The 24,460-nt window shown below is 33.9% G+C and carries 29 protein-coding genes; 25 read left to right on the plus strand and 4 right to left on the minus strand.

What is annotated here, in order from left to right; translation table 11 throughout:
- The first annotated feature begins 187 nt into the window (after positions 1 to 187).
- Positions 188 to 1,135, plus strand: coding sequence for a stage V sporulation protein K (gene spoVK / locus AN957_RS12080; RefSeq protein ID WP_053475758.1), 948 nt, complete (start codon positions 188 to 190; stop codon positions 1,133 to 1,135).
- A 71-nt stretch (positions 1,136 to 1,206) separates the two neighbouring features.
- Here the strand turns inward: spoVK and AN957_RS12085 are convergent, their stop codons facing one another.
- Complete coding sequence (locus tag AN957_RS12085; RefSeq protein WP_053475759.1) at positions 1,207 to 1,809, minus strand: trimeric intracellular cation channel family protein; 603 nt, start codon at positions 1,807 to 1,809, stop codon at positions 1,207 to 1,209.
- A gap of 267 nt (positions 1,810 to 2,076) precedes the next feature.
- Between AN957_RS12085 and hflX the strand changes: the two genes are divergently transcribed.
- The 4 genes from hflX to glnA all read left to right on the plus strand — a co-directional run bounded on the left by hflX (position 2,077) and on the right by glnA (position 6,553).
- Positions 2,077 to 3,333, plus strand: coding sequence for a GTPase HflX (hflX, locus tag AN957_RS12090; protein WP_053475760.1), 1,257 nt, complete (start codon positions 2,077 to 2,079; stop codon positions 3,331 to 3,333).
- A 14-nt stretch (positions 3,334 to 3,347) separates the two neighbouring features.
- Positions 3,348 to 4,619, plus strand: a complete 1,272-nt coding sequence (locus AN957_RS12095; RefSeq protein ID WP_053475761.1) for a methionine gamma-lyase family protein — start codon at positions 3,348 to 3,350, stop codon at positions 4,617 to 4,619.
- A 162-nt stretch (positions 4,620 to 4,781) separates the two neighbouring features.
- Positions 4,782 to 5,183, plus strand: a complete 402-nt coding sequence (locus AN957_RS12100; RefSeq protein ID WP_053475762.1) for a MerR family transcriptional regulator — start codon at positions 4,782 to 4,784, stop codon at positions 5,181 to 5,183.
- A gap of 35 nt (positions 5,184 to 5,218) precedes the next feature.
- On the plus strand, positions 5,219 to 6,553 hold the full coding sequence (gene glnA, locus AN957_RS12105) for a type I glutamate--ammonia ligase (protein WP_053475763.1): 1,335 nt from the start codon (positions 5,219 to 5,221) through the stop codon (positions 6,551 to 6,553).
- Between the two features lie 95 nt (positions 6,554 to 6,648).
- Here the strand turns inward: glnA and lexA are convergent, their stop codons facing one another.
- Complete coding sequence (gene lexA, locus AN957_RS12110; RefSeq protein ID WP_053475764.1) at positions 6,649 to 7,272, minus strand: transcriptional repressor LexA; 624 nt, start codon at positions 7,270 to 7,272, stop codon at positions 6,649 to 6,651.
- Positions 7,273 to 7,426: 154 nt separating this feature from the next.
- Here lexA and yneA point away from each other — a divergent pair, with 154 nt between their 5' ends.
- From yneA to AN957_RS12175, 16 genes are all read left to right on the plus strand, one after another.
- Positions 7,427 to 7,750 (plus strand): cell division suppressor protein YneA, encoded by a 324-nt coding sequence (yneA, locus tag AN957_RS12115; protein ID WP_172797636.1) that lies wholly within the window; start codon positions 7,427 to 7,429, stop codon positions 7,748 to 7,750.
- A gap of 20 nt (positions 7,751 to 7,770) precedes the next feature.
- Positions 7,771 to 8,421, plus strand: a complete 651-nt coding sequence (locus AN957_RS12120) for a YneB family resolvase-like protein (protein WP_056684327.1) — start codon at positions 7,771 to 7,773, stop codon at positions 8,419 to 8,421.
- A 73-nt stretch (positions 8,422 to 8,494) separates the two neighbouring features.
- On the plus strand, positions 8,495 to 8,725 hold the full coding sequence (locus tag AN957_RS12125) for a DUF896 domain-containing protein (RefSeq protein ID WP_053475767.1): 231 nt from the start codon (positions 8,495 to 8,497) through the stop codon (positions 8,723 to 8,725).
- A 170-nt stretch (positions 8,726 to 8,895) separates the two neighbouring features.
- On the plus strand, positions 8,896 to 10,902 hold the full coding sequence (gene tkt / locus AN957_RS12130; protein WP_053475768.1) for a transketolase: 2,007 nt from the start codon (positions 8,896 to 8,898) through the stop codon (positions 10,900 to 10,902).
- A 180-nt stretch (positions 10,903 to 11,082) separates the two neighbouring features.
- Complete coding sequence (gene sirA, locus AN957_RS12135) at positions 11,083 to 11,520, plus strand: sporulation inhibitor of replication protein SirA (RefSeq protein ID WP_053475769.1); 438 nt, start codon at positions 11,083 to 11,085, stop codon at positions 11,518 to 11,520.
- An 88-nt stretch (positions 11,521 to 11,608) separates the two neighbouring features.
- Positions 11,609 to 11,821, plus strand: coding sequence for a YneF family protein (locus AN957_RS12140; RefSeq protein WP_053475770.1), 213 nt, complete (start codon positions 11,609 to 11,611; stop codon positions 11,819 to 11,821).
- 201 nt (positions 11,822 to 12,022) lie between these two features.
- A complete protein-coding gene (locus AN957_RS28500; RefSeq protein WP_056684330.1) occupies positions 12,023 to 12,283 on the plus strand; it encodes a phage integrase SAM-like domain-containing protein in 261 nt (86 codons plus the stop codon).
- Positions 12,284 to 12,433: 150 nt separating this feature from the next.
- Entirely contained in the window at positions 12,434 to 13,036 is a 603-nt protein-coding gene (locus tag AN957_RS28505) for a tyrosine-type recombinase/integrase (protein WP_056684333.1), read from the plus strand.
- Between the two features lie 1,528 nt (positions 13,037 to 14,564).
- Entirely contained in the window at positions 14,565 to 14,873 is a 309-nt protein-coding gene (locus tag AN957_RS12155; protein ID WP_053475773.1) for a hypothetical protein, read from the plus strand.
- A 262-nt stretch (positions 14,874 to 15,135) separates the two neighbouring features.
- Positions 15,136 to 15,327, plus strand: a complete 192-nt coding sequence (locus tag AN957_RS28510) for a hypothetical protein (protein ID WP_245637780.1) — start codon at positions 15,136 to 15,138, stop codon at positions 15,325 to 15,327.
- Between the two features lie 12 nt (positions 15,328 to 15,339).
- Complete coding sequence (locus tag AN957_RS28515) at positions 15,340 to 15,744, plus strand: hypothetical protein (RefSeq protein ID WP_231690055.1); 405 nt, start codon at positions 15,340 to 15,342, stop codon at positions 15,742 to 15,744.
- 286 nt (positions 15,745 to 16,030) lie between these two features.
- Positions 16,031 to 16,219 (plus strand): hypothetical protein, encoded by a 189-nt coding sequence (locus AN957_RS12165; protein WP_053475774.1) that lies wholly within the window; start codon positions 16,031 to 16,033, stop codon positions 16,217 to 16,219.
- 62 nt (positions 16,220 to 16,281) lie between these two features.
- The gene (locus tag AN957_RS27675) at positions 16,282 to 16,455 is read left to right on the plus strand and encodes a hypothetical protein (protein ID WP_156341139.1); all 174 of its coding nucleotides are present in this window, start codon (positions 16,282 to 16,284) and stop codon (positions 16,453 to 16,455) included.
- 49 nt (positions 16,456 to 16,504) lie between these two features.
- Positions 16,505 to 16,666, plus strand: coding sequence for a hypothetical protein (locus tag AN957_RS27680; RefSeq protein ID WP_156341140.1), 162 nt, complete (start codon positions 16,505 to 16,507; stop codon positions 16,664 to 16,666).
- A gap of 309 nt (positions 16,667 to 16,975) precedes the next feature.
- On the plus strand, positions 16,976 to 17,287 hold the full coding sequence (locus AN957_RS12170; protein WP_056684335.1) for a hypothetical protein: 312 nt from the start codon (positions 16,976 to 16,978) through the stop codon (positions 17,285 to 17,287).
- 97 nt (positions 17,288 to 17,384) lie between these two features.
- Positions 17,385 to 17,942, plus strand: coding sequence for an HNH endonuclease (locus AN957_RS12175; RefSeq protein ID WP_056684338.1), 558 nt, complete (start codon positions 17,385 to 17,387; stop codon positions 17,940 to 17,942).
- A 55-nt stretch (positions 17,943 to 17,997) separates the two neighbouring features.
- Here the strand turns inward: AN957_RS12175 and AN957_RS12180 are convergent, their stop codons facing one another.
- Positions 17,998 to 18,702 carry a DUF4163 domain-containing protein gene (locus AN957_RS12180; protein WP_056684340.1) on the minus strand — a complete coding sequence of 235 codons (705 nt, stop codon included), beginning with the start codon at positions 18,700 to 18,702 and terminating at the stop codon, positions 17,998 to 18,000.
- 230 nt (positions 18,703 to 18,932) lie between these two features.
- Between AN957_RS12180 and AN957_RS12185 the strand changes: the two genes are divergently transcribed.
- The 4 genes from AN957_RS12185 (at position 18,933) to AN957_RS12200 (ending at position 23,922) form a co-directional block, all read left to right on the plus strand.
- Positions 18,933 to 19,436 carry a hypothetical protein gene (locus tag AN957_RS12185; protein WP_053475779.1) on the plus strand — a complete coding sequence of 168 codons (504 nt, stop codon included), beginning with the start codon at positions 18,933 to 18,935 and terminating at the stop codon, positions 19,434 to 19,436.
- 147 nt (positions 19,437 to 19,583) lie between these two features.
- Positions 19,584 to 20,870, plus strand: coding sequence for a S1 family peptidase (locus AN957_RS12190; protein ID WP_056684344.1), 1,287 nt, complete (start codon positions 19,584 to 19,586; stop codon positions 20,868 to 20,870).
- Between the two features lie 728 nt (positions 20,871 to 21,598).
- Entirely contained in the window at positions 21,599 to 22,936 is a 1,338-nt protein-coding gene (locus AN957_RS12195; RefSeq protein WP_056684348.1) for a DNA sulfur modification protein DndB, read from the plus strand.
- A gap of 11 nt (positions 22,937 to 22,947) precedes the next feature.
- Entirely contained in the window at positions 22,948 to 23,922 is a 975-nt protein-coding gene (locus AN957_RS12200; RefSeq protein WP_056684351.1) for a phage lytic cycle repressor MrpR family protein, read from the plus strand.
- A 268-nt stretch (positions 23,923 to 24,190) separates the two neighbouring features.
- Here the strand turns inward: AN957_RS12200 and AN957_RS12205 are convergent.
- Positions 24,191 to 24,460 (minus strand): transposase (locus tag AN957_RS12205; RefSeq protein WP_218970982.1); only part of this gene is annotated, 270 nt, incomplete at its 5' end.

Here is a 24,460-nt window from a genome sequence, read left to right on the forward strand (position 1 = left end):
CTAAGATTTTAGCTGCAGCGGGGGATTTTTGTGCGTTTTCCGTAAAATCTTTAATGAAGTAAGCACAGCTTGAATACATATAGATATAGTATTTTTTATTAAGAATGTAATCGTGATGAAATATAGGCATTTGTCACAAAAATATCTTCTAGGCGTATACTGTTTTGAGAACGTGAGGTGAACGCTTTTGGACCAGCCGATTCGCATGAAAAATAACGGGCAGATTAGCATTGTCCTTAATTCACAGAAACGAAAGACATTGGCGAAAGAATTACCTGAATCTCAACCTCTCCCAAAAGACATTCCACCAGAACATGCGGCACTTAAAGATATAGAGGATGAACTTGGCACATTAGTTGGCATGGAAGAAATGAAAAGAATGATAAAGGAAATTTATGCATGGTTATATGTAAATAAAAAACGGGAGGAGTCTGGGTTAAAAGCAGGAAAACAGGCACTCCATATGATGTTTAAAGGAAATCCAGGCACTGGAAAAACAACAGTTGCAAGGTTAATTGGCAAGCTTTTTCAAAAAATGAATGTGTTATCAAAGGGGCATCTAATCGAAGCAGAGCGAGCAGATCTTGTGGGCGAGTACATTGGACACACCGCACAAAAAACACGGGATTTAATAAAAAAAGCGATTGGCGGAATCCTTTTCATTGATGAGGCTTATTCACTTGGAAGAGGCGGGGAAAAGGATTTTGGCAAGGAAGCGATTGATACACTTGTTAAGCATATGGAAGATAAACAGCATGATTTTATTCTTATTCTGGCAGGTTATTCGAAGGAAATGGACTATTTTCTCACCTTAAATCCAGGATTGCATTCACGATTTCCTCTTGTCATCGACTTCCCGGATTATTCGATTATTCAACTGATGGATATTGGACAACGAATGCTAAAGGACAGAGAATATACTTTTAGCCATGAAGCTGAGAAGAAGCTTCGAGAGCATTTAATATGGGTTAAAACAGTATTAAACCCAGCAAGTTTTTCAAATGGAAGATATATTAGGAACGTCATTGAAAAATCAATTCGTGCTCAAGCGATGAGGTTATTGATGCAAAATACGTTTGATCGGCATGAATTAATAACGATTAGAAGCAATGATTTAGTTTTTGAAGAGGATTAACGGATTACAAAAGGATTCCGTCTTCACGGAATCCTTTATATATGGGGATATCGGATGTTGCTCTTATCTATTTAAGTACCTAGTCTCCGGGCTGGCAGTTTCCATCTATACGTATATGAAAGTACCCTTAATCCAGTAATAACAATAAATAAAGTATATAATTCAAAAGAAGAAACGGCGATTTTTAGTCCAATGGCGAGCCCGCAAAGAATGGCCCACACAGCATATATTTCAGCTTTTAAAACAAGAGGCTTTCTTCGAGCGAGAAGGTCACGAACAATTCCTCCACCGCTGCCTGTTAGAACAGCAGCAACGATTACTGCACTTAGCGGATGATTCATTTCAGAAGCATAAAGTGCTCCTTGGATAGCGAAGGCTGAAAGCCCGATCGCATCAAAAAAATTCCCCCACTTTTGCCAGTGTTTTAATAAATTATTCGGAAAAAGGAATACGGCTGTTATGGAAAGTAACGCAATTTGGAAAAACAGTCCTTGCTCCCATAGGGCGGATACGGGAACACCAATTAAAAGATTTCGAATGGCTCCTCCACCAAAGGCGGTTACAATTCCTAAAATATACACACCTAATATGTCATATTCCTCTTCCATTGCAACAATCGCTCCGCTTATGGCAAAAGCGATCGTTCCAATCATACTTAAAACTTCCCATGTCATGATTTCGGCTCCTCTTTGGTGATGATTGCTACTGATTAGGATATGAAAAGTGGAACTTGATAAAGACCCAGATATGTTTATAGATTACTAGTTTTTGTGCAAACAATATGATTTTACCAAAAATATCGATATTTACAATCCTTTTAATATAATTAAGGGGTTAATATTAGGGATAATAAAATAAAACTTAGCACTTACGAAAATTAGAGTTGCCGCTCGATTTTTGATATGATGAGAATTAGATTAATGATGAAAGAAGGTTGTTGATTGGAACAAAAGACTGAATTTGAAAAAGTCATTTTAGTTGGTTGTCAAACGAATGAAGATGATCAGCGATTTGGTTATTCAATGGATGAACTCGGATCATTGACAGAAACAGCAAAAGGAAAAGTAGTGTCTACTGTTACGCAGAAACGAGAACGCATCCACCCAGCTACATACATAGGAAAAGGAAAAGTTGCAGAACTAACTGCCCTGCAGGAAGAGTTGGAAGCAGATTTAATCATCTTTAATGATGAATTATCACCAAGTCAGGTTCGAAATCTTTCAAGAGATTTTGAAGCGCGAATTATTGACCGAACACAATTAATATTGGATATTTTTGCTGGTAGGGCTCGTTCGAAAGAGGGAAAATTACAAGTAGAACTAGCTCAGCTTCAATATTTGCTGCCTCGACTTATGGGGCAGGGAACACAATTATCAAGGTTAGGTGCGGGTATTGGAACACGTGGACCTGGTGAAACAAAACTGGAGTCTGATCGCCGTCATATTCGAAATCGCATTAATGACATTAAAACACAGCTAGAGGTTATTGTTAAACACCGGGATAGGTACCGGGAAAGACGGAAAAAAAATAAAGCTTTCCAGATTGCCCTTGTTGGTTATACAAATGCTGGAAAGTCAACATTATTTAATCGGCTAACAGAGGCAGACTCATTTGAAGAGAATCAACTGTTTGCTACCCTAGACCCAATGACTAGAAAGGTTATTTTGCCGAGCGGATTTTTGACCCTCTTAACAGACACTGTTGGTTTTATACAAGATTTGCCAACGACTCTTATCGCTGCTTTCCGATCTACACTGGAAGAAGTGAAAGAGGCTAACCTTTTGCTTCATCTGGTTGATAGTTCAAGTCCTGATTATTACCAGCATGAACAGACTGTAAACAAGCTGCTTGAGGATTTAGAAAATGAAAAAATCCCACAAATAGTCGTATATAATAAAAAAGATCTTCAGCATTCTGATTTTGTCCCAACAGCAAAAACGAAAACAATCCAAATTAGTGCATTTGATGAGTATGACCGAAATAATTTAATGAAATTATTGGAAGAAATCGTGTTAAGTATGATGAGTTTCTATCATGTGGAGGTGCCTTCTACAGAAGGAAAGCTTCTATCACAGTTGAAAAATGAGACAATACTTCGCGAACTATCCTTTCATGAGGAAAAACAAATCTACATTTGCAAAGGTTATTATTTAGAGGATCATCAAATAGCCGGACAAATTAGTAAATATAAGATTTAGATAAGGAGAACAACATGTTTCAACAATTATCAAATGGGGAAAAACTGCAGCCGATTGTAAATGAAGTGGAGCAGCAAATTGCATCAGTCCTTCAGTATATTGATAAGCGGATTGATGAAAACCAATTTAGAGTATTAAAGAGCTTTCAAAATAATAAGGTAAGTGATTCACATTTTATTCCTACAACTGGATACGGGTATGATGACATTGGCCGTGATACGCTTGAAAAAATTTATGCAGAAGTATTTGGCGGAGAGTCTGCTCTTGTTAGACCGCAGATCATTTCTGGCACACATGCGATTTCCATTTCTTTGTTTGGCGTCCTCCGTCCTGGAGATGAATTGCTATATATTACTGGCAAGCCATATGATACGCTAGAAGAAATAGTAGGAATTAGGGGAAGCGGAAACGGATCATTAAAGGAATTTGGTATTTCATACAATAGTGTTCCTTTAAAGAATGATGGTTCAGTTGATTATCGTGCTGTAGAACAGGCCATTAAACCAAATACAAAGATGATCGGAATTCAGCGTTCCAAAGGATATGCAACAAGACCATCCTTTACGATCACACAAATAAAAGAAATGATTCAGTTTGTGAAAGAAATCAAACCGGATGTGGTTGTTTTCGTCGATAATTGCTATGGTGAGTTTGTTGAAGAGATGGAACCTTGTCATATCGGAGCTGATTTAATGGCTGGCTCCCTCATAAAGAATCCTGGAGGCGGGATTGCAAAGACAGGCGGGTATATTGTCGGAAAAGTAAAATGGGTGGAGGCATGCTCTTATAGAATGACCTCACCTGGCATTGGTGCGGAAGCAGGAGCTTCCTTATATAGCTTGCAAGAAATGTATCAAGGCTTTTTCATGGCTCCGCATATTGTCGGCCAAGCATTGAAAGGGGCTGTGTTTACCTCAGCCATTCTAGAGCGATTTGGCATGAACTCATCCCCGAAATGGGATGCAAAAAGAACGGATTTAATTCAGGCGGTACAATTTGATGACCGTGATATGATGGTTGCATTTTGCCAAGCTATTCAATTTGCGGCACCGATCAATTCGCATGTAACACCATATCCAAGTCCAATGCCTGGCTATGAGGATGATGTCATTATGGCTGCTGGCGCTTTTATTCAAGGTGCAAGCATCGAGCTTTCTGCAGACGGTCCCATTAGGCCGCCGTACGTTGCCTATGTACAAGGGGGGCTCACTTATTCCCATGTGAAAATCGCTATCTGTCATGCTCTTAATGGATTAGCAGATAAGGGTTTTATTGATGTTAATTAGAAGAATTGTAATAAGTTAAATAAGAATTGAGAGGTTTGGGTTGTCAATAATCCAAGCCTTTTATTTTTTTAAATGTCATGTCAGAAAATCTAACATATGTTTGACAATAAACCTAACATCGTTTATTCTAATAATAGAAAATTTGTAAAGGAGGAGAAAGAAGTGACTGGAAGCAACATTCGACGTTCCATGCCGCTTTTTCCAATTGGGCCTGTCATGCAGCTGACTGATTTGACTGCAAGGCAAATTCGGTATTATGAAGAGCACCAATTGATTTCTCCAGCTCGATCTGAAGGCAATAGAAGATTGTTCTCGCTCAATGATATTGACAAACTCCTTGAAATTAAAGATCTTATTGATCAGGGAATCAATATGGCTGGAATTAAACAGCTATTATTTGTGCAAAATCAAGAAGTAATCGCTTCTGATGTAAAACCGCTTAAATCAGAGAGAGAACTATCTAATGACGAAATCAGAAGACATCTTAGAAAAGAAATCGTACAAGCCGGGAGATTTAACCAACATTTATCAAGCCAAGGGAATATAACACGCTTATTCCACTGATAAAGTGGCTTTAAACAAAAAGGAGGAATTATTATATGGCAAGGTTTACAAAAGAGGATATTAAACGAATTTCAGCTGAAGAGAATGTAAAGTTTATCCGTCTCCAATTTACAGATATTTTGGGAACGATTAAAAATGTTGAGATTCCTATTAGCCAGCTTGAAAAAGCGCTTGATAATAAAATGATGTTTGATGGTTCCTCAATTGAAGGCTTTGTTCGAATTGAAGAATCAGATATGTACCTATTCCCGGATTTAGACACATGGGTAGTATTTCCGTGGACTGCTGAAAAAGGCAAGGTAGCTCGTCTAATTTGTGATATTCATAATGCAGATGGGACTCCATTTCAAGGAGATCCTCGCAATAACTTAAAACGTATTTTAAAGGAAATGGAAGAAATGGGCTTCACAGACTTCAATTTAGGGCCAGAGCCTGAATTCTTCTTATTTAAATTAGATCAAAATGGAGACCCTTCCCTTGAGCTCAATGATAATGGAGGATATTTTGATTTAGCACCAACAGATCTTGGAGAAAATTGCCGACGCGATATTGTTCTTGAACTGGAAGAAATGGGATTTGAAATCGAAGCTTCCCATCATGAGGTAGCACCAGGCCAGCATGAGATTGACTTTAAATATGCGGATGCCCTAACAGCTTGTGATCAAATTCAAACGTTCAAGCTAGTCGTAAAAACAATTGCTCGTAAACATGGTTTGCATGCCACTTTTATGCCAAAGCCATTATTCGGTGTAGCAGGATCAGGTATGCATTGCAATGTATCTCTTTTTAAAGAGGGAAGAAATGCGTTCTTTGATGAAAAAGGCGATCTGCAAATGAGTGATTATGCACGGCAATTTATTGCGGGTATTCTTAAACATGCAACAAGTTTTACAGCGGTCACGAATCCAACAGTTAATTCATTTAAGCGATTAGTTCCTGGTTATGAAGCCCCATGTTATGTAGCGTGGTCTGCACAGAATCGTTCTCCGTTAATTCGTATTCCATCTTCACGTGGAGTAAGTACACGTGTTGAGGTTCGAAGCGTGGATCCGGCTGCAAATCCATATTTGGCTATGGCCGTACTGCTAAAAGCTGGTCTTGACGGTATTAAAAATAATCTTGTTCCTCCCGCATCAGTGGACCGTAATATTTATGTGATGAGCAAAGATGAGCGTATTGCTGAAGGGATTGATGATCTGCCTTCAACTTTAGCTGAAGCGCTCGAAAAATTAAAAGGAAATGAAACGATTATATCTGCTTTAGGGGGCCATATTTTCGAACACTTCGTTGAAGCGAAGGAGATCGAATGGGATATGTTCCGTACGCAAGTCCACCCTTGGGAACGTGAGCAATATATGTCGATGTATTAATATATGATTGAAAAAAAGGGATGCTTAAAAGTTAAGCATCCCTTTTTTCTTTTAATCTAGTAAAACCCAGTGCAAATGACACGAGTGCAAAATTATTAATGAATATCTCGGTATACCCCAATTACTTTACCTAAAATAGAAACATTACGAAGAATAATCGGTTCCATGGTTGAATTTTCAGGCTGAAGTCTAATTCGATCTTTCTCTTTGAAAAATCTTTTTACGGTTGCTTCGTCATCCTCTGTCATTGCGACGATGATATCACCGTTATTTGCAGTGCTTTGTTGTCTGACTACTACGTAATCTCCATCAAGAATTCCCGCTTCAATCATGCTTTCTCCCATGATTTCAAGCATAAAAACCTGCTCATCTGCTGGGGCAAGCCTTTCAGGCAAAGGAAAGTATTCCTCAACATTTTCAACGGCTGTTATCGGCATACCGGCTGTTACTTTTCCGACAATCGGAACATTTACGACTTTATAATTGATTGCCTCGGCACCTTCATCTAAATCAAGAATCTCAATTGCACGCGGCTTAGTAGGATCTCTGCGAATTAACCCTTTTGTTTCTAATCTTGCTAGATGACCATGAACAGTTGAGCTTGAAGCCAGTCCAACTGCTTCGCCGATTTCCCGTACAGAAGGCGGGTATCCTTTAAGCTTTACCTCATCCTTAATAAAATTTAATATATCCTGTTGCCGTTTCGATAATTTCACCATCATAATTACCTCACTTATGATTTCTTTTCCCAATTATAGCATCTATTAGTAAAAAGTACAAACATAAGTTCGAACAATTGTTGACATGAAACAAGTGTTCGATTTATAATGAAATCAATAAACGAACATATATTCTTATCGAGGTGTAAATATAATGAAAAAATTGTGGAATCAATATTCGTATGCTATTATTCTAGTCGTTTTAAGCTTGCTAACTTCATTTATCCTTATAGTTTATAATGGCCTTTCAGGAGAAGATGGCCTAAAGAAAATTACTGTTAATGAGGGGGATTCGCTTTGGCAGATAGCTGAAGACTTTTCCGATGAACATATGCTATCAGCGAACGAATTTGTTGAATGGGTTGAAAGGCATAATGGAATTGCAGGAGATAGAATCTATCCGGGAGATGAACTTATTCTTCCAATTGCTATAGAAAAAGGAAACGGAACAGAAGTGGCAAGTTCACAAAGCAAATAGATTAGGAGAAAGGGAAATATATGAATGCAATTATCTACTGCCGAGTCAGCACTACGAAAGAAACGCAGGAAACATCGCTCGTAAGACAAGAAGAGGAACTTACAAAACTTGCAAATGAAAAAAGTTTAGAAATCGTTAAGGTTATTAGAGAACAAGCTAGCGGCTATGATTTAGAGCGGGAAGGAATTCTCGAACTTCTGTCATTAATAAAAGGACATCAAGCTGATGTCCTTTTAATACAGGATGAAACGAGGCTGGGGCGAGGCAATGCGAAGATCGCCATTCTACATTGCATTTTAAAAGAAGGAATAAAATTATTCAGCATTTCTCACAGCGGGGAATTGCAGCTTTCTGAATCTGACTCTATGGTTTTGAATATTGTCGGCATGGTAGAGGAATATCAAAGAAAACTTCATAACATTAAGATTAAACGCGGGATGAAAAGAGCTGTTAAAAATGGTTATAGGCCTGAAAAAAATTTGTCCAATTTGGGGGTCCATTCTGGGAGGGAACGTATAGAAGTTCCGATTGAAGAGATAGTTAGACTTCGCAAGAATGATTTAACTTTTTCGGAAATTGCTGCAACCCTTAGAGGATTTGGTTATGATATTTCAAAAGCAACTGTACACAGGAGGTATAAGGAATATATGGATTCTGAGCTTATAGAGTGAACTTCTTGTCAAAAGGAGTCATTTTTAGTATTATGGCAGTTGAGTTTAATGATAAATATAAAGGAGCCTAACTATGCTGCCTAAAGAAAAGCTTGATCGAATCAATATGTTAGCTAAGAAAGCGAAAGAAACAGGTCTAACTGAACAAGAAGCAAAGGAGCAATCTACCCTTCGCAGGGAGTATTTAGAGACGTTTCGTTCTTCAATGTTTAATACATTAAAAAGTGTAACAATCGTTGATCCAAATGGCAATGATGTCACACCGAAAAAGCTTAAAGAAGTTCAAAAAAAGAATCTTCATTAATCGGAGGAATACATTAGATTTGTATTCCTTCTTTACATAGGGGCTTATAAAAGTGACAAGATATAAATAAATCAGCTTTTTTACTTGGTTTTGATACAATTTATTGAATATGGATGAAGCTGTCTATATTATTATAAGAGTAATGATTACTCGTAGGGAGGATGTTTTTAATGTTTGATCAAAATGATGCTCTATCTATAAACTCCATTCGCACTTTATCAATTGATGCGATTGAAAAGGCGAATTCCGGGCACCCAGGCATGCCGATGGGAGCTGCACCAATGGCTTATACCCTTTGGACTCGGTATATGAATCATAATCCGAAAAATCCAAACTGGTTCAATCGTGACCGTTTTGTGCTATCAGCTGGACACGGCTCTATGCTTTTATATAGTCTTCTTCACCTTTCTGGTTATGATGTATCAATGGAAGATATTAAAGGCTTTAGACAATGGGGAAGTAAAACTCCAGGCCATCCTGAGTTCGGTCATACACCTGGTGTAGATGCAACTACAGGTCCTCTTGGCCAAGGAATTGCCATGTCTGTTGGTATGGCGATGGCTGAAAGACATTTGGCTGCAATTTATAACAAAGACAATATGAATATTGTTGATCATTATACATACAGTATTTGCGGAGATGGTGATCTAATGGAAGGTGTTTCCGCTGAAGCAGCTTCTCTCGCAGGGCATTTAAGACTTGGGCGTTTAGTTGTCCTTTATGATTCTAACGATATCTCACTTGATGGGGACTTAGACAAATCATTCTCAGAAAGTGTTGCTCAACGTTTCACTTCATATGGCTGGCAATATATAAAAGTGGAAGATGGAAATGACCTTTCTGAAATTGCAAAAGCAATCGAAGAAGCGAAGCAAGATGAAAACCGTCCTACACTTATTGAAGTGAAGACAGTAATCGGGTTCGGTTCCCCAAATAAATCTGGTAAATCAGATGTTCATGGTGCTCCACTTGGTGCTGATGAGTTGAAATTAACGAAAGAAGCTTATAAATGGACTTTTGAGGAAGATTTCCATATTCCTGAAGACGTTTATGCGCATTTTAGAAAACAAGTGTTGGAGCAAGGGGAAAAGAAAGAGCAAGAATGGAATGACATGTTTGCTCAATATAAAAATCAGTACCCCGAATTAGGTGCACAGCTTGACCAAGCTATTAAAGGGGAGCTTCCTGAGGGATGGGATAGAGATATTCCTGTCTATGAAGAAGGAAAAAGCCTTGCTAGTCGTGCTTCATCAGGAGAAGCTTTGAATGGTATTTCTAAGAACTTGCCTTCATTTATTGGTGGATCTGCAGACCTTGCAGGATCAAACAAAACGATGATTAAAGGGCAAAAGGACTTTACTCCAGACTCATTTGATGGAAAAAATATTTGGTTTGGTGTACGTGAATTTGCGATGGGTGCTGCCCTAAATGGAATGGCTTTACATGGTGGACTTAATGTATTTGGAGGAACTTTCTTCGTATTCTCTGATTATCTTCGTCCAGCAATACGTCTAGCTGCCTTAATGAAGCTACCTGTCACTTATGTATTTACTCACGATAGTATTGCAGTTGGTGAAGATGGGCCTACACATGAACCAATCGAACAATTAGCTGCATTACGTGCCATGCCTAATTTATCTGTTATTCGACCAGCAGATGGGAATGAAACGGCTGCTGCATGGAAACTAGCAGTTGAATCAACAGATAAACCAACGGCATTAGTATTGACACGACAAGACCTGCCAACATTAAAAGGAACAAATAGCAATGCTTATGATGGTGTTTCTAAAGGTGGATATGTTGTTTCGCCAGCTGGCAAAGAGAAAGCCGATGTACTATTACTTGCTGCAGGTTCAGAAGTGAGTTTGGCTGTTGAAGCACAAAAAGCTTTAGCACTTGAAGATATTTATGCTTCCGTTGTAAGTATGCCTGCTTGGGATCGTTTCGAAGCTCAGTCTAAAGAGTATAAAGAAAGTGTCATTCCGAAAGATGTAAAGAAGAGATTAGCGATTGAAATGGGTTCTTCTCTAGGTTGGCATCGATATGCAGGCGATGAAGGCGATGTACTTGCCATCGATCAATTTGGCGCATCTGCACCTGGTGAAAAAGTAATGGAGGAGTATGGCTTCTCTGTTAGTAATGTCGTTTCCCGTGTGAAAGCATTATTACAAAATTAACAGAAGAAAAAGAAGAGCGATACATGCTCTTCTTTTTTTATACAACATTCCATTAACGATAGTGTGAATAATACACTTTCGACAAAACAAGAGGAAATTTTCGCCATCAACAGACAGAATGTTTTGTGAATATTCATTATAATAGGAAGAAAGGGGGTTGTCCCGGAAGGAGAGGTTTGGATGAGAGCCTATCATTTGTATTTAATTGAAGAGGAGTTTGCTTCCCATTACTTTGGCAGGGAAAAGATGTTTTTTCAGTTATTTCAGGAGTACGAGGAATCATCCGGTGCATTGAAGTCGATCTTAGCTAAGCAGATTCAATATATTACAAAACCGATACCGGGATTAAAACTTCATCAATACGTCAATCAACAATTATATAGAAAGAATGATTTTCTCGTAAAAAAAGGTGCATACTATATAAAAATGGGAAAAAGAAGCAATGCGAAACTTGAAGTCAATGATCAATCCTTAGTATTAGAAGCAAGCGGAAACTATGATGCCGAAACCATTTTTTTTGAAGTGTTAAGGAAAAGTGAGTCTTCTTTTCTGGCCATTGACCTTGAACATCACCGCTATGGTTGGCTAAAACCAATCAAAGAAAGAAAATTCGTCTAAAAAAAGAAGAAAATATGAAGCAAATATTGTATAATAACCTTTGGTTTAGTACACTGTATGGTAGACAACACGAAGGAGGAAGTTTTATATGTGGACTTATATTCTAGTCGGTGTTCTAGCTCTTCTTGCTGGAATAGCACTAGGATTTTTCATTGCTCGAAAGTATATGATGAGCTATTTAAAGAAAAATCCGCCAATCAATGAACAAATGTTAAAAATGATGATGATGCAAATGGGCCAAAAGCCTTCACAAAAGAAAATCAATCAAATGATGAACGCCATGAACAAGCAAACAAAATAATGGTGGACAAGCAAATCATTGATAAATAAGGGTTTGACGTTTGATTGATAGCCAATAAGATACTGGGATTTTCCTTAAAGGGAACGTGGAAAGGTTAAACCTTCCCCTTAAATTTCACTTCAAATTGGTTAATTTTTCTTAGTTGCAACCAAAACCACTTTTTCTGGGTGAATGATTAACCTAGAAAGGGTGGTTTTTTTGTTGTTATTAGAAGATGTATTGGAAGAATATCTTTATCATTGCCAAGCGAAAGGATTCACAAAAAAGACAATGATTAACAAACGGCAAGAACTAAAGCAGTTAAAAGAGTATTTAATTGTTAAACGAGGAATTGTTGATTTAGAAAATATCACTCCACATGATTTAGAGGCTTATATGAGATTAAAACAAAAAGATAAATTACAACCTCAATCTATAGTTACGATGTTCAAATTAATTCGTACATTCTTTCTTGGTGTGTAAAAGAAGAATATCTAAAAGAGAATATTACTAAAAAGGTTGAACTACCAAAGGTATCTAAGAAAGTACTAAAAGGATTCACTCAAAAAGAAGTACAAGCCATGATAGACGCTTTTTCCTTCAAGGGATACATAGAAGCCAGAAATAAAGCCAATGATTGCTATGATGGCTGATTGTGGGCTTAGAGCGATGGAGATCGGAGGATTACTATCTGAGAATGTTAAAGAAACAACTATTCTAGTAAATGGGAAAGGGGGGAAAGAACGTATAGTTTTTATTTCACCAGCTTTAAAATGTATTTTAATAAAGTTTGAAAGACTTAAAAAACAAAATTTTATAAATAAATATACGGCAAGTTATTATTTTCTCACCTATCTGGGATCTGATTTATCACATAACGCACTGGATGATGAGATTAAATTAGCAGGCAAAAGGACTTGTATAGAAGGTAAGAGGGTATCTCCACATACTTTCAGGCATTTTTATGCGGTTCAGTGTCTATTAAGTGGAATAGATTTGTATTCATTATCTCGTTTAAATAATAGACTTTCGGAGTTATCTAAATTAGCTTCTTACTACTATTCTGCTAAAGAAGTGACTGAATTTGCACGAGTTGTTTTAATGCAGTCTAAGAACGTTGATATGGATTCTGAGAGCATTTCTAGGATCAGCGTAGAGTCATTTAAGCAGCTAATAGCTAAAGTTAAAGCTAATAAGAACATTCGCAATCCATTCGCCTTTATACGGGTATTTTAAAGTGTAAATTAAAGTCTCAACAAGTAAATGATCTGTTTATGAGTGTATTTGAAGGTTAGTGTCCCAGACAAGTACACTATAAATAAAAAAGACAGCCAATTACTCGCTGTCCTCTTCCGTTATGTAAAATAAATCATTTAGAACAGGTTACATGTTTGAAAGAGAAATTGCAATAAGAATAACAACCTTAAGTGGGTGGGCAAATATTACATAGCATACATAAGGCTTAATTGCTGACTTAATAACAAAGGAATACAAAAGAAAAAGTCTTCATCAAGTCGAGCTAGGACTAGAAGAAGGCAACAACGATAATACGACTTTAGACAATTAAAACTTGAATAGGGAAGCTAACAAAGTTCCCTTTCAAGTGTCATTAGATCACACACTCAAAAAATTATGCAATCACTTAGAAAATATTCTGATTTATTATTCCTTGTCTTTGTTGCTTGTTACATCATTGTAAGACTATCTTCAGACTATACATCTAAGTTACTCATAACAGCAAATATATTACTAGCCATAACAACAGTTATAACAATCACTACAATGATCATTAGTCGAAAGCAGCATAACAGTTAGTTCATAATATCGCTGGACTATCTGAGCCTTCTTTTTTATTAAATGTTATAACATCCACTAATAAATGGATTGTTATAACTTACATAACAAAAATAAAATAAATTCATATACTTAATATTTTAATTTTTGCATAACAAAATTCAAAATAAATCACTGGCTTATGAAAGGAGTTAATTAAAATGAAACTATGGACATTAACAAATGAATATGCGGAAGTAATCACTGATACTGGAATTGTTTAAGCACCCATTGAATATCTGGGAGAAAAGAAAATTATTACTCTAGACAACAAATGTTACTTTATTAATAAATTAGTTAAAATAAATTAATAACAGTAATATCGAAGGGAGGAACTACGATGATTAACCTAAGAAAAACAATCAACCTACTTAAGAAAATAGACCTTCCAAAGCCATATTTCATTAATCTATCTAAGCGTGAAATCCTATAATTCAATCTATTACAAATAACAAAATACCACTGGATTTTAAATCTAAGAATGGAGAATCAGAACATGAACAAATGTACAGTATCAACTTAAATTCATATTGAGAGAAAAGAATGAGAAGAGAGGAAACAGAACAATAAGACAAAGATTCCCTCTTTGTTCATAAACTTAATTATTCCTTTCATGAATAAAGAAGACCAAGAGAAAATAGCATTATATTAAGCAATGTCAGATGAATGTTATTTTGTGGTTAGTGAAGTAATGATGATAGCTGCAGAGCAAAGATCTAAACAAGGATAAGCATATAACAGTAAGCCCAAAATATCGCCAGTGAATAGATATACAAAATTCATTGTTTTGCACAATGGACAAAATAAATTAATAAATAAATATTAATATTTGAGGTTGTGTGTGAATATATTTAGAGATAAAATAATGAACTTCTGTTTGGGTCATACAGGATAAACAAGATGGAAAAGAGCAGCTAAGAGGATGGGACAAATGGGTAAAATGAATATACTTTTAGGTTTAATGTTAGTTCTAATGGTAGTTTACCTGTATTATAGAATGGTAATTGATTCGAATTTCAATACTGAATCACCGGAAGACTATATAACACATGAATATGTCATAGTAGACAAGACTAGCGAGGGCTACACTGGAGAGTCAGTGGACAATGATAATGTAATATTCTTTACTCATGATAAATTACAACCTGATCAGATTATTAATGTAGGAGACAATGTAATTTGTTATTTTAAAGAATCGAGCAAGGTGGATGGATTAATTAAAATTGATAAGGTTGAGTAAAAAATACATATTACAGGTCGAGTGAAACATGCCTTATTTTTTAAAATTTTATACATTAAATAAATTAGTAAAAAAATCTATCATTTATTAAAAAGTCCTCTTCCTACCACAGAAGAGGACAACCGCAACCCAAGGTCAAGAGTGTTCTTATTGGAACATCGACATTTGATTTGTTGATTAGTATATCACAAAAGCTATATAACAGTGAATAATTATTATCATTGTTTAATAGATAAATAAATTATAATGTGGAGTCAATTAAATGACTATTAAGCAACTGGAAGCTAGTTTAACATATTCAAATGAATTAATTTTAGTAGAAAGTCGAACAATGAGGGATCAACATGTGTACAGGGATGAAATGCTTAAAGAGGTAAAAGAAGTAGCTTTTTTAACAGATGATTTTGAGGTAACTATTCAAATTGCAGCAAGTTATTATGAAGTACCATTTTAAACAATCAAGTCAGTGATAAAACGTCAAAGAGATGAATTTAATGAGTATGGTGAAATCAGAATACTAAAAGGTAAGGTTTTAAAGGACTTTAAAGGTCAGGTGCAGCTTGAACCTGAGTTAAAAACAGCTCCATCTTTGACACTTGTTAATAGGAGAGGTCTCTTAAGACTAGGAATGCTCCTAACCGAATCAGAAGTAGCTAAAACAGTAAGAAATTATTTGCTTAATATTGAGGAAGTTTCCGACAAAGAGCAAAGACTTTGGGCAGTAGAACGAGAAATCAGTAAACGTGAAAGAAGAAGGTTAACTGATGCAATCAAACTCTATGAAGGAAAATCAATAAAAGGACATGAATACGTTACTTTCACTAACTTAGTTTACAAAGTATTATTTGATTGTAACGTAACCCAGTTATGAAATTTATATGATCTCGATAAAAATGATCCACTTCGAGATTCGTTTACATTAGAGGATTTGAGAAAGGTTGTTGAAGTTGAAACTGTAATGGCTTCTTTTATTAAAGTTGGACATAATTATGATGAAATTAAAGAAATTCTAATGTCACGTAAAGACACTTTTCAATAATTAATAAAATAAATTATAACTAATGATTTGTATGGTGGTTTCTTCGGGAATCACCAGTTATACATAATAAAAATGTTGTTTTACCTTAATGATTAAATAGTGAAGAGGAGTTAAATGGATGAAGAGTAATAACAATTTGTACAAGCCTGTTGTCCCTAAATGGGTAGCTGAAATTCTCGATGAACAAAAGAAACAAAATGTGTTTGCTGCACATGGGAGAATGAAAGAGTGGGATGAATGGAAACGTAAGTATTCAAGAAAATTAAAATATGCGAGGATAAATGGTTGGATTGTTGAAAAAGGATGACGAACAGTATTAAAAAGTATTAAGTATAAAAGTGACTTTTTAATTGGAAATGGAGGATCATGATGAAATACATAGGAAAAGGATTTGAATATTTTACTCATGATGGTAATAAAAGAGTAGCAACATGTAGGAAAATTGAGTTTCATCAAGGATTAGGAAAACCAATATTTATAGGTGTTTCACCATATGGGAACGTTGTAAGGTTGACGAGAAATGAGATTCATAGGTTCATTTAAAATACACATTTTAAGTTGTTTTAAGGGGAATACAAAAAGGGAGTATATGATGAAAGTATATTTAGTTGAAATAAATAATTATGAATCTTTTGAGGATTACAGAGCTTGGATTGAAAAAGCATTTACTACTTACAGGGCAGCGTCACAATGGCTTATCGAAGATGGATTTGAAGTATACCTTTATATAATTACAAAGGTGAATGGGAATTAGATTTTTACTGGCAAGAAAGCAATGAGTATATGGCTGATTGTAGAGGGGCAGGAATTATTGAAATTGAATTATATGAGCAAACATCATAAACCCAGTTTTTTATTTACCGAAAAAGGGTTAGTAGTAGGTGGATTCCAAACCAGTAAATGATAAGAGAGAAAGAACGTGAATTACACGGTATTAAACTTAAATAAAACAGGTATTTCATTAATATTAAGTAATAAAAATGTAAAAAGCTTGTCATCATAATACCCTTGATGCTGGAAGTCTTTAAATATAAACTTTATCTATTATTAAGGAGTGATAAAGTTGAAAAATATTACTGCAAACCAACTAGCATTTAAGAAGAGTTTATCGAATATTGAACAAATGACACTGAAAAATATTATGTTTAATTTTATTGGTAGACCAGATAATGGGGTAGATGATGTTCTTCCACTTGAGTATACGCAAACTGTCTTTGCAAAGATGGAATCACCACTGGATTCAAATTTTTTGATCGATAATAATGCAACCTTCAGATTTGTAACCCTAACACAAGAGAATCAGATAGTTATAGGATTCTTAGATTTCAATTTCGAATTAAATTTTAGAATATTATCTCTTGAAGAGCGTTTGTAAGTAATAAGCACTTTTATAAGTGCTTTTCAATTAATAAAAAATATCACATAAAAAGAATATTTTATAAGAGGTGAATTTAGTACATAAGCTATTAAAGTTGCCAGACAAAACAGGGAGATCAATAAATATTGATCACATTGATGGAAATAAATTAAATAACCAAAAATCAAATTTAAGAATTTGCAGTCATGCTGATAATGCAAAGAATCGAAAACCCAATAGAAAACAATTAGACAAGCAACCTAGGTCAGAATATAAAGGTGTTTGGTGGAATAAGAAAATGAATATGTGGAAAGTGCAAATAAAGTCAGACTCTACAAGATATCATATAGGTTGTTTTACAAAAGAAATAGCAGCAGCTAATGCATATAATTATTACGCTAAAGATTTACATGATGAGTTTTGTAAATTAAATGATGCAGTATATATGTCTAAAAATGAATGGGAAAAATATAAGGCAGGAAATAATATGACATCTGATTATTTGGGAGTCAGTTTTAGTAGGCATGAAAATAAATGGCTTTCTCAAATATGTCACACCTATAATCGAGAAGTACTTGGAAAGTTTGATTCAGAAATAGAAGCAGCAAGGGCATATAATAAAAGAGCGATTGAACTAAAAGGAACGAAAGCAAGATTGAATAAATTAGCATAAAAATCTGATTTTAATGGAGAAGGTACAATAAAATTTTAATCGCACTTAATATCAGTTATTTATAAACTGATTTCGGTATTTTAATAAATGGATATCCATCAGTGTATGATTGAAATTCATTTTCTTGATACACCAAGTAAATTCCGTCTTTAGCAAACGAGAATTGAGTGTTTTTATTAACTGTAACGTCACCTAATTTAGAAACAGATTTGGAAAACGGTTCATGCTTACTCAAATAGTCAAATGCATACTTTTGAACTTTTTTATAATTACAAGAAGTTTTAAGAATATCATGTATTTTATAATGTTTGCCTGTCATGAGATCAAAATTGTACATTGTTGCAGAACCTTTACCTTTTGATCCACCAGTATATACGTAGTCATAATAAATGATACTAAGTTTTCCATTTGAATTATATTTAACTTCATAATGAGAGTTATACGAATATCTACATTTATTATTAGTTTTTTTACAAAGTTTTTTTCTTGGAATGTCCTTTTCAGATTTCTTTAATTTGATGTAATTATCATATGATTTTTCAGCTGCTCCCTTTAATGTGGAATTAATCTTACTGGCTGCTTTTATATTAATACCGGAAACTTGAGGATACAATAATAAACTATTTCCTTCATATACGTGTCTTGTAAATTTTGGTACAGGTGTTGTTGCATTTGTTTTGTGATTATAAGATGGTATTAGGAAAAGTGTGAGGGTAACCACAAAAGTCATTGTTATTTTTAACAATTGACGATATTGCATTTATATTCCTCCCCTGTAATTATTTACACTTTTATTATAACTCTAAAAATTTCAAAATAAATAAAACGTTTTAATAAGATATCCATTTGATTATATTTTTTAATGGCAATAAATAAGATTATAGAAAGCTTCTGGAAAATATTTGAAATTAAAGGACTTATTAAAAACAGATCGAATTAAACAGTAAACCAAAACTTTACACATCAAATATCTGTAAGGAGGAGGAATTGGTGAATAAAATAATGTTTATCGTTCTTTTATCATTATTATTGTTTGTTTCTGGCTGTGAAAGTAAGGAGGGGTTAGATATTAATTCAAGTTTAATGGCTACAGATAAAACTCTACCTACCTCATTTGATCAAATGTCTACTATTGATAAAAAGTCCAATAGCAAGTTTCTAGTTATGAGAGTTAAGAATAATGAAGACTACCAAGAAATGTGGGATACGTTTCAAATTAAAAAAGACTTGATGGAAATTGATCTGGAAAAAAAGGATGTAATTTTTTTAGGGCTATATGAATCAAGTAGTTGTCCCTATTCTATTAAAGAATTAACTACTTCAGAAAAATCAAAAATGACAATAGTTTTTTCAGATATGGAAGCAAACTGTACAGCAGATGAAAGTCCGCGTAGCTTTGTAATAGCTATAGATAAAACCTTTTCAAATAATATAGCGGAGGTTGCACTTGTACAAGGTAAACAAGAGATTGTGCTACCTATAAAAGGAAAATAATCATATAGCAAGCAATAAGATGTATATCAAACATTAATAAAAAATACAAAATATTACATTTATGTTAAAATAATAGAATATACTGTAAAATTTTGGATTATTATGTTATTGTTACCTTGTAAAAATACTATATTAGGAGGTAACGATTTGAAGAAAGTATGGGTTTTGTCACTCGTAAGTACTTTGATTTTAGGGTTGAGTGGACTGAATGTTTTTGCTGATAGTGAGAATAATAGTAAAAACAACTCAAATGCTTTGAATCAAGAGAAAAACTCGAAAAATGTATCTACTGAAGTGGATGCATCGGATTATGTTTTAGAGATAACTAATGAAATTGAAAAAGTTTATGGATCTCTGGAAAATTTCGAGAAAATTGGCGGTCTTTATTTTGATGAGGATGGCTTTGTACATCTAGGATTCTCTAAATCTTCTGCAAAACTTAAATCTGACACAAACTCAAAAGCTGTTCAAAGTATTACTGAATTAGTAAATGATAGTATTATTACAGACAATACAGTTGAATACTCTACATGGGAATTGGATAATATCAAAGAAAAAGTATTAACTGATATTAAGAGTGCTTATACACCAGAAGAATACAATGAACTTTCTTTTAATATCGCTGCATCTTTTCCTAACCAAAAAGTTATATTAGAGCATAACAGCTTAGATAAAGAACTAGTAAATGAATTGAAAAACTCATATGGTAATGTCTTTGAAGAAAAACTTACTGATACAACATCAGAAGTGGCAAAAGGTAGAGAAGAAGATTGGAATCAATTAGGTGCTGGATTAGGTATTAAAAATATCAATGGTGGTACTTGTTCAACTGCAGGTATGGCAAGTAAAAATGGTAACTACTTTATTCTGACAGCTGCACACTGCTTTGCTGGTGATACCTCTTCAACTGGTGGAGACTTAATTAGACAATATAATACTAACGTTGGTCGTCAACATGCTATTGGTAGTGGAAGTTCACTAGATGTTGGACTAGTGAGAGTCACTGGAACTTATCTAACAGGTGGTAGATATGCTACTAATAAAATCAAGCGTTGGTCATCTACTGATGTTTTCGATGGATCTTTTAAGAACTGGACAACAATGTATGATGGTGTACAAATATGTAAAACAGGAAAGACCACTAACACTACTTGTGGAACGGTTGTAAATGCAAACACAACTGTTAAATATACTGGATATCCAACATTTAATGTTTCAGAAATTAAAGGAACAGATTACGTTAAAAAAGGTGATAGCGGTGGAGCTGCATTCTTCCAAACAGGAAATGATCTATATCTAAGTGGTATTGTTTCTGGACTGAAAGAAACAAATGGTACTATTGTTGGTGGCTACGTTACACAATATAGAGATATTCAAGCATTATACTCAATTACACTCTACACCTCAGATACGAATTATAAAATAGTAAATTAGTAAAATATTGATTTATGTAGTATTAGTAAATGGAGAGCTTGTTTAGACAAGCTCTTTAAAAACAATATTATTAATTAAATAAATTAATACTTTAAATTAAATAAAAGATTGATTTTTCGAATTATGCACTATGATACATGCCTGAGAAAGAGTGCTTTGTTAAATTTAACATGGAGTGATTTTATAGAACATTAAGAGTATATTGAAATTAAAGCTATAGATAAGGGGAATGAGGAAAGAAATTTAAGAATTTCTAAAGAGTTTTATGATGAGTTACTACAAATTAAATCTGAATCTAAAGATGGTAAAGTCTTTAATATAAGTGAAACTTCAATTCAAGACATGATGAATTATCTAAAATCACAAATGCAATTTGAGGATAAAAGAAACGTGGTTTTTCATTCAATTCGTAAGTGTGGGGTAACTTTTCAATTTCGTTTAAGTAATGACATTATGCAGGCTAAAAAGGCAGCAGGGCATATAATTTAAACAATACTCAGATTTATGTTGGTGAGACTGATTATGGTATTCTAGGCGCAGTTTCTTCATCAGGAAAATTAGATAATGAATTATTAAAGAAAGTTTCACATGAAGAGTTGCTCAGAGGAATTGAAAGTTTAAATAAAGATCAGAGATTGGGTAAAAATAGTATAAATATATTTACACTTTATTGACTATAGTCTAAATTATTTATAGATAATAAAATAAATTATCGGAGGTTTATCGACTTGAAAGATAAAGCAGAATTAATTGAAAATTTATCTAGTAATATCCAAGAAATTAAAAGAAAACGTAATATTGTTAATGATATTAAATTAGAGTTAGCTCAAAAGCATGATATTTTAGCTGGAGATATACAAGAATGGATAAATAGCCCAAAGGAAAAACTTCAAGAATTAGATATTAGAGAACTGTATTTATTCACTGAACAAGTGTATTTAAAGACTGGCGATTTGATTATTAACCCTAAATCTTATTTCACTGATGTAGAAATTAGAGAGTCTAGAATATATGATGCTTCAATAAAAAGACCACACTTTGATTTTCCAATAACGTTTGAAAATGCTACTATTGTTGGTAATGGAGCACACTCTATTCCAATTGATATCAAAATGATTGATATGATGTTAAATAATCAATTGTTACACTACGATCCAGAATTGCAAAGAGAAAGGACTGTTATTACAGATAAAAAAGGGATACGTTATGAACCTACAGTGATTAAGAAGAATGTAGACGAAATTGCTGAGCATATGATAAACGGAACTCTTGTTCCAACGACTTTAGTTTGGAACGCTGCGTTAGGTTCGTCTGATTCAGGTGAAGAGTTAGTATTTGACAACAAAACTAATACCTTAACTATTACTGAAAATACTAAGGTTGCCATTGTAGATGGTTTTCACCGACACAAAGGATTACAAAAGGCACTTCGTCAACGACCAGATTTAGATTTTAATTTTGTATTAATAATTACAAATTACAGTAAATCTATGGCTCAACAGTATCAATATCAGCTTGCACAAGCCACTCCTATTTCTAAAAACAGACAAACTCAATTGAAGAATGCGAGATATAGTGATGGAATAGTTACAAGATTAATGCAAGAGAGTGATTTAAAAGATAGAATTTCCCAAAATACACAGCTCAAAACTACAGCAAATCAACTTGTAAGCTATAATGTTTTGGCTGATAGCATAGACAGTTATATGAATATTATTTCAAAAAGAGATGCAAAAAAAGTTGGGGATTTTCTCATAGAGTTTTTTGATGAACTTATTGGAGCATTTCCAGAAGAATTTATTTTTAATACAATTGAATATAGAAATAAAAGCTTAATCAATCATAACAATTTATTTGTTGGTTATGTAGTTTTAGCAAATAAAATGATGGTTAATCAAATCCCTGTTGAAAAATTAACAGAAATAATTAAGAGTATAGACTTTTCAAAAGATAATTCATTTTGGAAAGAGCTAGGGATTTTAAATGATAAAGGAAATATTGAAGATACTAGTAAAGTAAGAAAAATTATTGCAAAATATTTCAGTGAGTTAAATATTGAAGAGTAGGTGTTTAAGGTATGAACAAGATGTACAATGAAGATATTAAATGGAGATTCTTAAAAGAAAAATATGATTCAAAAGAAACAAGAAAAGTTATTAAGTATATATTCTTTTACGCATATTTAAATGAGTTGCCTTTAGGGAAAGATTTGTATGACTTTAGTTTGGATCAAATAGGAAGCGTTATTGCTAACTCAAACCCTAAAAGCCTCAATGTAGCAAAGACAAGAGGAAGTTTTATCTCTCAATATATTTCATGGGCTATTTCTCCAGATGTAAACTTGAGAAGAGATAACCTTAATCCTTTACAAAATATTGATGAATCTTGGTATGCTCAATTTGTAGATACAAGTTTAAAACAATTTATTTCTAAAACAGAATTAGATGAAATGGTGAGTCAATTAGTTAATTATCAAGATAAGATCATTCCTGTGTTATTATTTAATGGTGTATATGGAACAGAAAGCTCGGAAATAAGAAACTTAAAATTAACTGATATTCAAGAAGATGGCACAACTAGGTTATATGATGATGTTAAAGGTGAAAGATATATCAAGTTGGATGAAAATGTTATAGAATTGCTTCATAAAGCAAATTTTGAAGAAGAATATATGAATAAGAATGGTATGGCTGAAGGAAGGAGTCCGAATTCACACTTAGTTAATAGTGAATTTATAGTAAAGAGTCTAAAGCGTGGTGCAGCAAAAGAAGGACATAGAATAGGTCAGAGTAGTATAATATCTAGAATAAATATAATAAAAGAGTACATTGGTTGGTTAGACTTAACTCCAAAAAGTATATGGAGATCCGGAATGTTGTACATGGCTAGTCAATTAATGCAAGGTAGAAATGAATTAATTAAAGAGGACTTTGATAAAATAGGGGAACACTTTAATTTGTCTAAAATAAACAATAATGGCTATGAAAGTTATAATAGGGCATATATGAGCGGATTTATTAATGAAGAGAACATAAATAAACTGTATAAATAATCTTTAACCTAGCCCTAATATTGGGGTTAAGGCTATACATAATTACTAAAATAAATTATAGATCATTAAAACGTTATGGGGGATGGAATTTATAAAGTAATTATTTCCATTTATTCATTTTCGATAAGGCTTCAATGCATTCGACAAATCTAGACAAAAGGAAAAACCCTCCAATTATGGGGCTGTTGACAAAATGGGAAAAGAGCTTTGCTCCTTTCCCATTTTCTTTTTAAGAGTATATTTATTAGTTTTCTTTATAATTTTTGTCTTAATTCATTACCTTTATAATTCTTTTTAAATTTAATGCCAACGCTGAAAAAAGGCATTGTTCAGAAATTTTTTCAATGCCCCTCTTATATGTTTTATACAGGTTATGCTTAGATTTCAATGTTCCGAAGGAACCTTCACACCAAACTCTTCGGAGCTTTTGGAATGCTTTATATTCACTAGTTTTTGCCCTCTGAGTATTTGCTTCCAACAATTCATGTGCAATTGGTCGAGAAATCGTTCTTTTACTTGCTGTTTCCCCAAAACAACA

The sequence above is a fragment of the Cytobacillus solani genome, assembly GCF_001420595.1.
GTDB classification, from domain to species: Bacteria; Bacillota; Bacilli; order Bacillales; family Cytobacillaceae; genus Cytobacillus; species Cytobacillus solani.

Coding starts and splice junctions, on each gene's coding strand:
- AN957_RS27675 (WP_156341139.1), top strand. CDS start 16,282: ATGAAATACATAGGAAAAGGATTTGAATATTTTACTCATGATGGTAAT.
- sirA (WP_053475769.1), top strand. CDS start 11,083: ATGAGAGCCTATCATTTGTATTTAATTGAAGAGGAGTTTGCTTCCCAT.
- AN957_RS12095 (WP_053475761.1), top strand. CDS start 3,348: ATGTTTCAACAATTATCAAATGGGGAAAAACTGCAGCCGATTGTAAAT.
- AN957_RS12200 (WP_056684351.1), top strand. CDS start 22,948: ATGAACAAGATGTACAATGAAGATATTAAATGGAGATTCTTAAAAGAA.
- glnA (WP_053475763.1), top strand. CDS start 5,219: ATGGCAAGGTTTACAAAAGAGGATATTAAACGAATTTCAGCTGAAGAG.
- AN957_RS28510 (WP_245637780.1), top strand. CDS start 15,136: ATGACTATTAAGCAACTGGAAGCTAGTTTAACATATTCAAATGAATTA.
- AN957_RS12165 (WP_053475774.1), top strand. CDS start 16,031: ATGAAGAGTAATAACAATTTGTACAAGCCTGTTGTCCCTAAATGGGTA.
- AN957_RS12120 (WP_056684327.1), top strand. CDS start 7,771: ATGAATGCAATTATCTACTGCCGAGTCAGCACTACGAAAGAAACGCAG.
- AN957_RS12140 (WP_053475770.1), top strand. CDS start 11,609: ATGTGGACTTATATTCTAGTCGGTGTTCTAGCTCTTCTTGCTGGAATA.
- tkt (WP_053475768.1), top strand. CDS start 8,896: ATGTTTGATCAAAATGATGCTCTATCTATAAACTCCATTCGCACTTTA.
- AN957_RS28505 (WP_056684333.1), top strand. CDS start 12,434: ATGATTGCTATGATGGCTGATTGTGGGCTTAGAGCGATGGAGATCGGA.
- AN957_RS12155 (WP_053475773.1), top strand. CDS start 14,565: ATGGGTAAAATGAATATACTTTTAGGTTTAATGTTAGTTCTAATGGTA.
- lexA (WP_053475764.1), bottom strand. CDS start 7,272: ATGGTGAAATTATCGAAACGGCAACAGGATATATTAAATTTTATTAAG.
- AN957_RS12085 (WP_053475759.1), bottom strand. CDS start 1,809: ATGACATGGGAAGTTTTAAGTATGATTGGAACGATCGCTTTTGCCATA.
- yneA (WP_172797636.1), top strand. CDS start 7,427: ATGAAAAAATTGTGGAATCAATATTCGTATGCTATTATTCTAGTCGTT.
- AN957_RS27680 (WP_156341140.1), top strand. CDS start 16,505: ATGAAAGTATATTTAGTTGAAATAAATAATTATGAATCTTTTGAGGAT.
- AN957_RS12125 (WP_053475767.1), top strand. CDS start 8,495: ATGCTGCCTAAAGAAAAGCTTGATCGAATCAATATGTTAGCTAAGAAA.
- AN957_RS12180 (WP_056684340.1), bottom strand. CDS start 18,702: ATGCAATATCGTCAATTGTTAAAAATAACAATGACTTTTGTGGTTACC.